Here is a 12,653-nt window from a genome sequence, read left to right on the forward strand (position 1 = left end):
GGCCTTGCCGCCATTCAGGTCTTTGGCGTCAGGGCCCTTGCCATGAAGGCGAGGTGAAGGCCCGCGAGCGCCTTCGCTGCAACGAGCCGTCCCTGGCGAGCGGCGTCTTCCAGGAATTTCGGCGCGGTTGCAAGCGGTACGACATGCACGGTGATGTCTTCGCCCGCCACGCCACCGCCTGGGCCCGTGCGGCGCAGACCGGTGGCCAGAAAAAACGAGGCCACCTCGTCCGTCATGCCCGGAGACGTGGGGCAGCCCATGAGGAACTCGATCCGCGCCGCTTCGTACCCTGTCTCTTCGAGCAACTCGCGGGCGGCCGTTTGGGCCAGCGCCTCGGTTTCGTGACCAGGCTCGTCACCTGCAAGCCCTGCAGGCAGTTCGATGGTCGCAGCGTTCACGGGTTTTCGATGCTGCTCCACGAACAGGATCTCGTCGTCATCCGTCAGCGCCACGATGGACACCACGCCCGTGGCGTTTGGGCGTTGGACGAAGCTCCATCCGTCGCGATCGATCAGGCGTAAAAAGCGCGTCTCGGCCACGATCACGTCCCCAGACTTGGCAGTGCGGTTCGGCATGAGCTTTCCCTTATCAGGTTTTGGGGCGCGATGCGCCTTGCGGAATGCCACGGAAATTTCACCTGGCAAAGGGTGAAAACTCAGGTAAGGCACCCAATGTGGACTCCCTTCGCTTTCATTGCCCTTGCCTTGTCCTGGTCCTGCCCCCCGTGCTTCGCCTCGCCGAGGTGACCCGGTGACCTGTCGTTTCGGCATCGTGCCCGATGGCAGCGACGAGCCTTCGGCGGTGTTTCAAGAGCTCGAAGACGCCCTGTCGTGGGCGCTCGCGAAGTTTGGACCCGATCGCTTTTCGATCCGGCGCTGCAGCTTGGCCGAGGTGGCGCAGGACGACGCCTCCGCGCGGCTCTCGTCCGTGAACTAGAGGCCGTGGCGGAATCGAGCCGCCAGCGCCCTTCGGGTACATAATGAGCGGTGTGCACCTTCGTTGCGTGCCGTCGTGCGCTCTCTTCCTGTCGTTAGGGGTCCTTGTCGTGGTGCCTCTGGTTCCCTGTGGAGGCTGTGCTGGGCAGGGGGTCGTGCCCGAGGAGAGTGACCCGGGCGGCGCTGACCCTCACGGGCAGGACGCGGCTCTCGATCAGCTACAGGCCCCCGGGGCTTGTGTGCCGCGACCCGCCTTGCGAGGCTTCGTCCGCCGGCAGGGGGCCGAGTTGACGCTGGATGGCCTTCCGTTTCGGGTCGGGGGCACCAACCTCTACTACTTGCAGCAGCTCTTCGCCTACGCCGAACGCGGCGAGCGAGACGCCGAGGCCACCGCACTCGAGGCGCTCGAGGGTGTGGTGTGCATGGGCCTGCCCATGGTGCGCATCTGGGCCTTCAACGAGGCGCAAGACCGCTCGGCGATCCGAACCGGCCCCGACCGTTTTTCGGAGGTGGGACTGCGTGGGCTCGACCGCGCCGTGGCCGAGGCGAAGGCGCGGGGCATTCGCCTCATCTTGACGCTCACGAACAACTGGCCCGAGTACGGGGGCCTTCCGGCCATGGCGGCCTGGATTGGCCGAAGCAAGGACGACTTTTTCTTCGACCGAAGATTTCAGGCGCTGTGGACGGAGTATGTGGATCTCCTTGCGGAACGCGTGAACGTGTATACGGGCCTTCGCTACCGCGACGAGCCGGCCATCGTGGCCTGGGAACTGGGAAACGAGTTTCGTTGTCCCCGCTGCGCGGGCAGTACGGCGCTGGTCGACACGCTCAACTTCCTGGCTGCGTACGCAAAGGCCGCGTTTCCGAACCATCTCGTGGCTGACGGGGGCGAGGGCTTCGACGACGAGCCGTCTCTGTACCCGGCGCTCACCAACAGCTATCCCGTGTCGGGCAGCCTGGGAGCAAGCTTTCATCGGCTGGCCTCCCTCGAGGCGCTGGACCTCGTGAGTTATCACTTTTACCCGCGCGCCTGGGGCCTCGACCCCAGCTTCGACGCCACGGTGTGGATCGAGCGTCACGAGACGCTCGCGGGGGCGGCTGACAAGGTGGCGTACCTCGGTGAGTACGGCCTCTCGGCGGGGGGAGATTCACCGACGGACGACGTGCGGGCCGCGCTCTATGATCGATGGCTCGAGAGGCTGTTTGCGTCCACGGGAGGCCTCATGGGCTTCTTCTGGCAGCTCCTGCCCCCGGGGCGGAGCAACGGCGATGGACACGGGGTCACGTACCAATCCGATGGCCACACGATTGGGGTCGTGCAGAAGTGGGTGCGCACCACACGGTAGGTGCCTAGAACTCGTAGCCGAGGTAGGTGCTGAACGCGAAGGTCCAGTTGGCGTGATAACGCTGGTCTTGCTCGACGGTCAGCGTTTGCAAGTCGATGTTGGTGACTCTTTGAAGGAAGAAGTAGCGCCTCGTCTCGGCCTGGAAGAACAGGAAGGGAAGCAGCATCAACCGGGCGCCGCCGAACAGCACTTCGTTGTCTCCATCCAACTGCAGGGCGCCCAGTCCCGGCTCGTCACCCGAAGAGAAAACCTCGTAGCTCGCAAACGCCTGCAGGAACTTGCGAAAGGGAAGCTCGGCGCGCACACGAAGCGAGGAGTAGGACAGCTCGTCGATGCGTACGGTCTCGTCCCCGCAGGCGAGGTCACCTTCGCCCTCGGCCTCGCACCCCTGGCCATAGTCGGGGAAACGCAGCCCATCGAAGCCCGGGCGTGAGGGCGAGCCCACGGGCCGCCACATGCGTCCAGCCAGGCTGAGCGTGAGCTTGTCGAGGAAGGCATGGGCAACCTCCACGTAGGCTCCCATCTTGGGGCGCCCGCCGCGGGCGGCTTCGAGGTACTGCCACTTCGTGGGGCTGTAGAGCAAGCCATTCGAGGCCCGATACGTGGCGGGCAGATACTGGTACTGGAAGATGTCGTGGTAGGTGTCGAAGTAGCTCGGCAGGTAGTCCGCGGAAAACACGTTCAGCTCGGCGCGGGCCCTCAACGCCTGGGTGGCCGGCTCGCCATGGGAGTAACGGAACAACGCCCCCAGGGTCACGCCCTCGCCAAAGTCTTTCATTTTCTGGAAGTCGGCGTAGACCTTGAGGTCGTTCTCCTTGCCCCGCACGATCTTGGCTTCCAGGTCCACCCCCAAGATGTCCATCGGGGCGTACGCGGCGCCCAGCATCGTGAGCTGTTCATCTACCTTGACGATGGGCTGATCGAAGGCTGGTGCGAACAGACCCGGCTCGAAGAGCAAGCGCCTTGGTTGGTTCACACCATGGACGAAGGACAAGCCGAGGGAAAGGCTGCGCAGGAATACGCTGTCGGAATAGGGCCGGAAGGGCCGAATGAACAGCATCATCCCGAGCACGTCGGGGCGCACCAGGTCGTTGGCGATGCCCTGAATGCCGATCGCCGCTTTGTTGAAATCGATGGTCGCGCCGAGGCGCGAGGTGTTGAAGTTGATGTTTGCGTTGTAGTCGCGCACCGCCGTGCCGTGCGAGAGCGATTGGTCGAACTGGCGGCTCACGTTCAGATAAAACTCGTGCTCGGCTTCGCCCACGATGAAGTAACGAATGACCTTGGCGAAGTCGGAGGGCTGGTCCCAGTCTTCCTTGCGGAGGGTGCCGATGCCCTCGGTCAGGTTGTCCTTTTGCTCGAGCAGACAGGCGCCCGTGACCGCGGCCACCGTGTCTTGGTCGCCGCCCGTGAGCCGTGCCGTACGACCCTGCTCGATGCAGCCTTCGAAGGGGCCGCGGGTGTCGAGCAGCTTCAGGTTCAAGGGCGCGCCGAGGCCAAGCTTCCAGTGGTAGACCTCGTTGATGATGTCGATCTGGGGTTCGACGGTCACGAAGAAGGTGTTGAGGAGGGTGTTGGCGTCGTTCGGGATCGAGGCCACGCCACCGCCCACACCGATGAAGTTACGCCGGGTGATTGGCCGCAGCACGAAGGATTCGAGCTCGCCCTCGATGAAGAAGGGGCGGGCTGCGGCGCCTACCGGCTCGGGCGTGGGCTCGAGGCTGCGGGCGATGGTGGCCCCGCGGGGGGCGCGCGCAGCGAGGGGCTCGGCGGCGGGTGGCCCCTCAGGCGGCTGCTGAACCGGAGGCGCCGGGCTTTCGGCTTCCTGTCTGCCTCCGAGCCGCAGCAGCCCTTCGGTCACGACGGGGCTCAGCGGGCCGCGCAGGCGAACGCGCGCGAAGGGGTTGCCGGGTGTCGCCGACGGCAGCTGGAGTGGGGGGCTCGCCAGGGGCCTGGCAGCCGGGGACAGCGGCCCGGAGCGCCCAGGCTCTGGCGCGGGGGACGTCACGAGCGGCGGGGCTGATACAGGCGACGGGAGCACGCTCTTTGGAGGCGCCTGTCGTGCGGCGGGAGCCGGAGCCGATGACGCTGGCAGAGCGGGCTCCACCTCGAGGCGCCCGCTCGGTGACACCCGCACCTTCACGGGCCGCATCGACGACGCCGCGGGGGCGACCTCGGCCTGCGCCGCGCGTCCGGGCACCGCCAGCAGCAAGACCGCCGCAAGAGCGGACCAGGACCGACGACGCGAAGAAAGTCTGGTGTTGCGGAGGGCGCGGGCCACGTCGACCCGAGCAGATCGGAAGGTTCAGGCGTTCCCTGAACCGCGTCGAAGACGCCCTGGCCTTCCGTCAGGTCCCGGCGAGCGCGGCCAAGGCGCGCTCGAGGCGGGGGGCGTCCGCGCGTTCAAATCCGGTATTCACTTCGCGCACCAGGCCCTGGCGATCCAGCAGGTAGGAGGTGGGCATCTTGGGCGGCGCCAGGCGTTCAGCCACGACCCCCGCAGGGTCGTGGAAAAATCGCACAGTCCAGGTTTTTCGGGTGCGCAGGAACCGGTGCACGTTGGCCTCGTCCTGGTCGATGGACACGGCCGCAATCACGACCCCCCGGGAGCCCAACCGCTTTGCGATGTCGTCGAGCAGGGGCAGCTCGACCTTGCAGGGCTCGCACCACGAGGCCCACACGTCGAGCAGCACCACGTGCCCGCGAAGCTGGCTCACACGGGTCGTCGAGGTGGTGGTGCCGAGGGCCACGAAGTGTACGTCGGGCAGGGGGCTTCCCACGACCACGCCGCCCACGACCTGCCCTGCCGTGGGCTGAGGGCGCGCGCCTGTCCCAGCGCAGGCCCCCAGCGCCACCGCGACGCTGGCGCTGGTCAGCTGGCGGCGCGTGAACCTCTTGGGGCGAGGGGGCAACATGTCAACGGCCAAGCTCTTCCGTGACCCAATCTCGGAGGCTTTCGATATCTCTTGAATCGGTGAACAACTTGCCGTTGACGTAAAGGGTGGGCGTCGAGCGGAGCCCGTAACCCGCACCCTGCGCTTTATCCGCCTCCACCTTCTTCATGGTTTCCGCGGACTCGAAGTCCTTGCGCCAACGAGCGACATCGAGCCCCACGTCCTTGGCCAGGGTCTCGAGCAGCGCGGGGGTGAGGAAATCCGAGTTTTCCCAGACCTTCTCGCTGTAGGGCCAAAACTTGCCCTGCAGATGCGCGGCCACCGAAGCGGAAGCTGCCAGGCGCGCGTTGGTGTGCTGACCAAGAGGGTAGTGTTTCATCACCACGCGCACGTCGGCAGGAAACTCGTCGACGATCTGTCGCAGCACCGGCTGGATGCGCTTGCAGTGGGGGCACTCGAAGTCCACGAACTCGACGATCGTGACCCGGGCGTTGGTGGCGCCCTTCGCGGGCGCCCCGGTGGTGTCGACCTTCACGACCTCGGGCTTCCGGTACCGTTTTTCGAGCGCCTGCGTAATCTCCGAGTCGGTGAACCCCGCCTCGACCAGGCGGGCCACGTAGCGGGTGGCGTAGAACGACTTGCGACAGCCCGGATCCGTGCGCACGGATTCGATGAGGCTGTGCCCCTTGCCGCAGGCGGAGGGCTCTTTGCCTACGATGCGGAAGAACACCTTGCGCTCAAAGTCGTCCAGCGAAGCCAGGTCGACACCGGGCGGAGGCGCTTCGGCGGCGCCGGCGCTCTTTTCGGCAGGCGTACTTTTTTCCGTGGCAGCGTGGGCCCGGGCGATGCCCTCGTCCGCCGCCTGCGCGGGGCGCACGTCTGGCGCCTGTTTGGTGCAGGCGAACGCCCACGTCGCCCACACCCCGTATACAAGCCCCCGCGCCAACCAACGCAGAGTCAGGCCACTTCCGGCGGTCAGGGAGCCTCGATTCTTCACGTGCATGGAGCGAAGGTATAAAAACGGGCAGCCCCGGCGTCAAACGGAGGCGGCGGAAACCCGCTCTCAGCCCGAAGTTGGGTCTGACTCGTTGCGCTGTTGTGACCATGTGCCGCGACGAAGGTTTTGCACCCGTTTTTCCCGAGAAGCGTCGGGGGGTGCAAGCTCTGCGGCGAGGCATGTGGGGGCGGCGTCGTGGCGAGACCTTCCACCCAAGCGCGGGGGGTGAGCCGCTCAAGCCGCCATGCGGGGCAACCGAACTTGGATTGGCCATGAGCGATCAAGCCACACGAGGCCCCGAAAGCGAGGAGCTCGAACAGCTTCTCACCTTCATCGTCGATGGCGAGGAGTATGGTGTGGACATCCTGGGGGTTCAGGAGATCCGCAGCTGGTCTCACCCCATGCCCATTCCGGGCGCTCCCGCGTTCATCAAGGGCGTGATCAACATCCGGGGCCACATCGTGCCCATCGCCGACCTCAGGGAAAGGCTGGGAATGCCCTCGCTGCCCTACGGCTCGACCACCGTCGTGGTGGTGGTGCGCGTGGCGAGCGGCAACCGCGAGCGCGTGATGGGGCTCATCGTGGACGCCATGAGCGACGTCATGAGCATCCCGCGGAGCGCGCTCAAGCCGCCTCCCGTGTTCGTGGAAGGTGAGCTGACTTTGGCCCGCGGCATCGCGACCATGGGCGACAAGATGATCACGATTCTCGACGTGACACGCATTTTCAGTCTGTCGGACGAAGTGGCCCCGGCCGCAGCGTGACCTCAATGAAACGGCATATCCCAAGGAGCGAAGAGATGAGCGAGAGCAACAGCAAGGGCGGCGTCATGGAACCGGGCGCTCCCGCAAAATCGGATCGGGCGGCCAAGGGCCGCAACAAGGGCGCGGTGAGCGCGGATGCCAACGCCTACACCGAGGCCGTGGTAAGGGCCATCGACAAAGTCCAGGCGATGATCGAGTTCGAGCTCGACGGTACGGTCGTCAAGGCCAACGACAACTTTCTCAAGGCCCTGGGCTACACGCTGGAAGAGATTAAGGGCAAGCACCACCGCATCTTCTGCGATCCCAGGTACGTGGCGAGCCCCGAATACGAAGCGTTCTGGACGCGCCTGCGCCGAGGTGAGCTCGCCGAGGGCGTGTACCGGCGCATCTGCAAGGGTGGCAAGGACATCTGGATCCAGGCAAGCTACAACCCCGTCATCGACACGAGTGGCAAGGTGCTCCGCGTGGTCAAGTTCGCCACCGACGTGACCGAGCGTGAGCGCAACCTCGTGCGCCTTCAAGCGCTCGATTCGGTAACCACGCCCATCATGATGGTCGACCGGGATCTCAGGATCAACTACGTCAACGAGGCCACGCGAAAGCTGCTCGCCCGTCGCGAATCGGACATTCGCAAGGCGTTTCCGCGCTTCGACGCGAAGTCCATCGTGGGCACCTGCATCGACGTGTTTCACAAGCACCCCGAGCACCAGCGGCGCATGCTGGCCGATCCCGCGAACTTGCCGCACACGGCGGACATCAAGGTGGGCGACTGCATCTTCACCATCAAGGTCTCGGCCATCAACGACGCCGCAGGCAGCTACGTGGGCAACACGCTCGAGTGGGAAGACGTCACCGATGTGAGAGACGCCCAAAGGCAGATCGAGGGGCTCATCGAGTCCGCCACGCTGGGACGCCTGGAGCAGCGGATCGACGCCTCGCGCTACGAGGGCTTCATGCAGAAGCTCTCCATGGGCGTCAACAAATTGATGGACACCGTGGTCGTGCCCGTGCGCGAGACGATCCGCGTGGTGCAGAAGCTGGCCACCGGGGATCTCACCGACGTGGTGAGTGGAGAGTTCCAAGGCGAGTTCGCGGAGCTGCGAGATCGCTTGAATACCTCCTTGGCCACGCTGAAGGACATGGTGATCCAGATCAACCAGGCCGCCCACACGATCAACGGCGGCGCGGCCGACGTGGCCGAGGGCAGCGCCAACCTGAACCGGCGCACCCAGGAGCAGTCGTCGGCGCTCGAGGAGACCGCCTCGAGCCTCGAGGAGATGACGGCCACCGTCAAGCAGAACGCCAGCAACGCCACCCAGGCCAACCAGCTGGCCTCGGGCGCGCGGGACGCGGCCGAAAAGGGCGGCCAGGTCGTGGGCGCCGCCGTGGCTGCCATGGGGGCCATCACCGATTCATCCAAGAAGGTTGCGGACATCATCGGCGTCATCGAGCAGATCGCCTTCCAGACCAACATGTTGGCGCTCAACGCGGCGGTTGAGGCCGCGCGGGCAGGGGATCAAGGGCGCGGCTTCGCCGTGGTGGCCGCGGAGGTGCGGAACTTGGCGCAGCGAAGCGCGGCGGCGGCGAAGGAGATCCGCGGCTTGATCCAGGACAGCCAGGAGAAGGTGGAGCAGGGCTCCAAGCTGGTCAACCGGTCGGGTGAGACCCTGCAAGAGATCGTCGCCTCGGTCAAAAAGGTCAGCGACATCATCGGCGAGATCAACGCGGCCAGCGACGAGCAGGCTTCAGGCATCGATCAGATCAACTCGGCGGTGGCCCAGATGGACAAGGGCACGCAGCAAAACGCGGCCATGGTCGAGCAAGCCACGGCAGCCGCCGAGTCGATGCGTGAGCAGGCACGCGGCATGACGGAGCTCATGCAGTTCTTCAAGGTTGAAGAGCGCGCTGCGGGTATGGGCGTGCTGAGCGCCCGGGGGGCGGCCACTCAGGCTGCAAGGGCCTCGGTAGCTCCTCACGGCCGGCCGACAGGGGCGTCCGAGTCTCCTCCACGCAACGGAGCCCCGGCTCCTGGCAAGTCGGCGCCTCCTCACAAGCGGACAAGGGGCGCACGGCCGATGCCGAGTGGAAAGAATTCTGAGCCCAGCGACCAGCCGGGCGCGCATGCTGCCGTGGGGCCGACCGAGTTCCGGTTCACGGACGCAGCCTTCGCGCGGGTGCGCGCCTGGATGAAGGCCGAAGCCGGCATCGACATCGGCGCCGAGAAACGCATGCTGGTCTACGGGCGCCTGGCGCGTCGGCTGCGGACCCTCGGCCTCGATGACTTCGATGCCTACCTCGCGCGCGTCGAGGCGAACGTGGAGGGCGAGTCCGAGGTCTTCTTGAACTCGCTCACCACGAACGTCACGGAGTTTTTCCGGGAGCCGCATCACTTCGAGATGCTCCGAAAGACCTTGTTGCCGTCATTGTGGCAAAAACACGCCCGGGACAGGCGGGTGCGGATCTGGTCGGCGGGCTGCTCCACCGGCGAAGAGCCCTACTCGCTGGCGATGGTGGTGGACGAGTCGTGTCCCGCACGGGAGGGCTGGGACGTGAAGATTCTGGCAACGGACATCGACTCGAACGTTCTGGCGCACGCCAAAGAAGGCGTCTACCCGCTTTCGAAGGTCGAAAAGCTTCCGCCCGAGCGCATCAAGCGGCATTTCCTCCGCGGAGGCGGGGACCTTGCCAAGTTCGTGAAGGTCAAGCCCGACGGTGGCCAGCCTCGTCACCTTCATGCGTCTCAACCTCATGCACAACTGGCCCATGTCGGGCCCCTTCGATGTGGTGATGTGCCGGAACGTGGTGATCTATTTCGACACGGCCACACGCAACCGCCTGATTCGCAGGTACCAAGAGCTGCTCGCGGAAGGGGGGCACCTGTTCCTGGGCCACTCCGAGACCCTCGTGGGCGGGGGCCACGATTTCGAATCGGCGGGACCCACGGTCTACCGCCGCCGCGTGCGGCGGCCGGAGGCTGCGTGACCCAGCTGGCTTCCCCGTCGTCACCGAAACCGCTCCATGGATTCGAGAGGATTCATAGACACTTCGACAAGCTTGCGGACTCGTGGGTGGTGCAGATCCTGCCGGGCGAATACTACGTGACCCCTCACGATGAGATCATCTCCACGGTGCTCGGCTCGTGCATCGCCACCTGCATCCGTGACACCCGCTCGGGCCTGGGAGGCATGAACCACTTCATGCTCCCTCAGGAGCCAGGGCGTGACAAAAAGGGCGAGGCCATGCGCTACGGCTGTTTCGCGATCGAGCGGCTCGTCAACGAATTGCTGAAGAACGGCGCCAAGCGCGGCTACCTCGAGGTCAAGATCTTCGGTGGTGGTCACGTCTTGCCGGGCGCGGCGGGAGACATCGGCCGCGCCAACATCGAGTTCGTGCGGACCTACTGCCGCGACGAGGGCTTGGCCGTGCGGGCCGAAGACGTGGGTGACCGCTGCGCACGTCGCCTTCGTTACCAGCCTGCGACCGGACGGGCCATGGTCAAGCACCTACCCATGTCCGAGGCGCGCTCGGTGGCCGCTCAGGAGGCCGAGCACGCCCGCGGGCTACGCAAGGCCCCGGTGGCTGGGGAAGTGGAACTGTTCTGATACGCCCTCTGGAGGACGCATGATCAAAGTCCTGGTCGTCGATGATTCCGCGTTGGTGCGCAAGCTGCTTACCGCGATCCTCGGCAACGATCCCGAACTCGAAGTGGTCGGCACGGCCGGTGACCCCTACCAGGCCCGTGAGCTCATCAAGCAGCTCCACCCCGACGTCATGACGCTCGACGTGGAGATGCCGCGGATGGACGGGGTCACCTTCTTGCGCAACCTGATGCGCCTGCGGCCCATGCCCGTGTTGATGGTGTCCTCGCTGACGGACGAGGGCGCAGACATCACCTTGGAGGCTCTGGCGTTGGGCGCCGTCGATTTCGTTTCAAAGCCAAAACTGGGCCTCTCCGACGGGCTCGAGGCCATGGCAGACGAGATCGTCGCAAAGGTCAAGATGGCGGCGCGCGCACGCCTGCGCAGCCGGCCCGATGCGCCGGCCATGACGGCGCCCATCATCGACAAAGTGCGGTCCGTGGCGCTGCGGACCACCGAGCGTGTCGTGGCCATCGGGGCCTCGACGGGTGGCACCGAGGCCATAGCCGAGGTGCTGGCCGCGTTTCCTCCGGACGCTCCGGCCACGGTCATCGCTCAGCACATCCCCGAGGGGTTCAGCCGCCGTTTCGCCGAGCGGCTCGACAAGCTTTGCGCCATCGTCGTGCGCGAAGCCAAGGACGGGGATCCCTTGCTCTTGGGGCACGCCTACGTAGCCCCGGGAAACCATCACCTGCGCGTCGTGCGCAGCGGAGCGCGTTACCTTTGCCGGGTCGATCAAGAAGAGCCTGTCAACAGGCATCGCCCCTCGGTTGACGTCCTCTTTCGCTCCGTGGCCCAGCACGTGGGGCCCAACGCGGTGGCGGCTTTGCTGACGGGCATGGGCGCCGATGGTGCCGAGGGACTTGGCGTCATCCGCGCGGCGGGAAGCCCCACGATGGCCCAAGACCGCGAGAGCAGTGTGGTGTGGGGCATGCCTGGTGAAGCGGTCAAGCGGGGGCACGTGGACGAGGTCTTGCCGCTCGAACGCGTTGCGGATCGCTTGCTCGCGCTCGCGCGCCGCTGAGACGCACGGCGTCCGTTGGTGGTTTGACCCGGGCGGCCCTTCGCCCGTATAACGGAAGGGATGGAGGGACCATGTCGAACCCCGCGGACCTCGTCGACGTGACGGCTCTCATCGTGGCCGCGGGTGTGGTGGCCCTCATCAGCGTGGCGCTGGGGGCCGTCCCCTCGCTGCTGGCGGGGCGCTTCGCGGCGGCGGTCGGGCGTCCTGCACCGGCTGCGCAAGGAGAGGCTTTCGAGGGGGGCTCGGAGCCAGCCGGCGAAGCCCATGCGCCGCTCGCCCTGCATCTGCACCCTTTGATGCTGACCTTCCTGGTCTTCGACCTTGCCATCGTGGCTCTGTACCCTTTTGCGTTGTTGCTGGGTCAAGGTCACACGCCGGAGGCCGCCGCCGAAGCGGGGGCTCCGCAAGGCCTTGTGGGGGCGGGCGCCGTTTTTGGGTGTGTGATGCTGGTGGCCTGGCTTCACGTGCGTCGAAGCCGCGCAGCGACGTGGGGCGCATGACATGGAGCCGGTCGTCCACACCAGCCGGCTTGCGTCCGTGGTCGCCTGGGCCCGTCAGCACTCTCTCGACCAGTACCCCTTTCTCAGCGCGTGCTGCGGGATCGAGTTCATGGCCTCGGTGGGCCACGGCTCGGACGCGGCCCGCTTCGGTGTGGCGCTGCCGAAGGCCTCACCGCGACAAGCCGACCTGCTCGTGGTCGTGGGCACGGTGACGGAGCGCCAAGCTCCCGTGGTGCAACGGATCTACGAGCAGATGCCTGCGCCAAAGTGGGTGATCGCCTTCGGCGCCTGCGCGTCGAGCGGGGGACCGTATCAGAACTACGCCGTGGTGCCCGGGGTCGATCAGGTGGTCCCCGTCGATGTCTACGTGCCCGGGTGTCCACCGGGTCCGGAGCAGTTCGGGTGGGCCCTCGCGCAGCTTCGCGCGCAGATCGCGGGCAGTCCCGTCGCGCAGGCGCCCGTGTGTCCCACGCGCCCCTTCGACGTGGACGCCCGCCGTGTGGTGCCCCGGGGGCCAGCGAGGGAGCCCCGGTGACGGCTCACCCCACGTATCCC

The 12,653-nt window shown here is 66.2% G+C and carries 11 protein-coding genes; 7 read left to right on the top strand and 4 right to left on the bottom strand.

Annotation, left to right across the window (positions count from 1 at the left end):
• Window positions 1-14 precede the first annotated feature (14 nt).
• A complete protein-coding gene (locus KA712_15720) occupies window positions 15-575 on the bottom strand; it encodes an NUDIX hydrolase (GenBank protein ID MCG5054411.1) in 561 nt (186 codons plus the stop codon).
• A 175-nt stretch (window positions 576-750) separates the two neighbouring features.
• Between KA712_15720 and KA712_15725 the strand changes: the two genes are divergently transcribed.
• A complete protein-coding gene (locus KA712_15725; GenBank protein MCG5054412.1) occupies window positions 751-936 on the top strand; it encodes a hypothetical protein in 186 nt (61 codons plus the stop codon).
• A 109-nt stretch (window positions 937-1,045) separates the two neighbouring features.
• Entirely contained in the window at window positions 1,046-2,281 is a 1,236-nt protein-coding gene (locus tag KA712_15730; GenBank protein MCG5054413.1) for a hypothetical protein, read from the top strand.
• 4 nt (window positions 2,282-2,285) lie between these two features.
• Here KA712_15730 and KA712_15735 read toward each other — a convergent pair whose 3' ends face one another.
• From KA712_15735 to KA712_15745, 3 genes are all read right to left on the bottom strand, one after another.
• The gene (locus tag KA712_15735; protein MCG5054414.1) at window positions 2,286-4,562 is read right to left on the bottom strand and encodes a hypothetical protein; all 2,277 of its coding nucleotides are present in this window, start codon (window positions 4,560-4,562) and stop codon (window positions 2,286-2,288) included.
• Between the two features lie 67 nt (window positions 4,563-4,629).
• Entirely contained in the window at window positions 4,630-5,196 is a 567-nt protein-coding gene (locus KA712_15740) for a TlpA family protein disulfide reductase (protein MCG5054415.1), read from the bottom strand.
• Between the two features lies 1 nt (window position 5,197).
• Window positions 5,198-6,178 carry a thioredoxin domain-containing protein gene (locus tag KA712_15745; protein ID MCG5054416.1) on the bottom strand — a complete coding sequence of 327 codons (981 nt, stop codon included), beginning with the start codon at window positions 6,176-6,178 and terminating at the stop codon, window positions 5,198-5,200.
• Between the two features lie 266 nt (window positions 6,179-6,444).
• Between KA712_15745 and KA712_15750 the strand changes: the two genes are divergently transcribed.
• The 5 genes from KA712_15750 to nuoB all read left to right on the top strand — a co-directional run bounded on the left by KA712_15750 (window position 6,445) and on the right by nuoB (window position 12,633).
• Complete coding sequence (locus tag KA712_15750) at window positions 6,445-6,936, top strand: chemotaxis protein CheW (GenBank protein ID MCG5054417.1); 492 nt, start codon at window positions 6,445-6,447, stop codon at window positions 6,934-6,936.
• A gap of 35 nt (window positions 6,937-6,971) precedes the next feature.
• A complete protein-coding gene (locus KA712_15755; protein ID MCG5054418.1) occupies window positions 6,972-10,538 on the top strand; it encodes a PAS domain S-box protein in 3,567 nt (1,188 codons plus the stop codon).
• 19 nt (window positions 10,539-10,557) lie between these two features.
• Window positions 10,558-11,598: a chemotaxis response regulator protein-glutamate methylesterase gene (locus KA712_15760; protein MCG5054419.1), complete on the top strand. Its 1,041-nt coding sequence runs from the start codon at window positions 10,558-10,560 to the stop codon at window positions 11,596-11,598.
• Between the two features lie 71 nt (window positions 11,599-11,669).
• A complete protein-coding gene (locus tag KA712_15765) occupies window positions 11,670-12,098 on the top strand; it encodes an NADH-quinone oxidoreductase subunit A (protein MCG5054420.1) in 429 nt (142 codons plus the stop codon).
• 1 nt (window position 12,099) lies between these two features.
• The gene (nuoB, locus tag KA712_15770; protein ID MCG5054421.1) at window positions 12,100-12,633 is read left to right on the top strand and encodes an NADH-quinone oxidoreductase subunit NuoB; all 534 of its coding nucleotides are present in this window, start codon (window positions 12,100-12,102) and stop codon (window positions 12,631-12,633) included.
• The last annotated feature ends 20 nt before the right edge of the window (window positions 12,634-12,653 follow it).

Source organism: Myxococcales bacterium (assembly GCA_022184915.1).
Classification (GTDB): Bacteria; Myxococcota_A; Polyangia; order Fen-1088; family Fen-1088; genus JAGTJU01.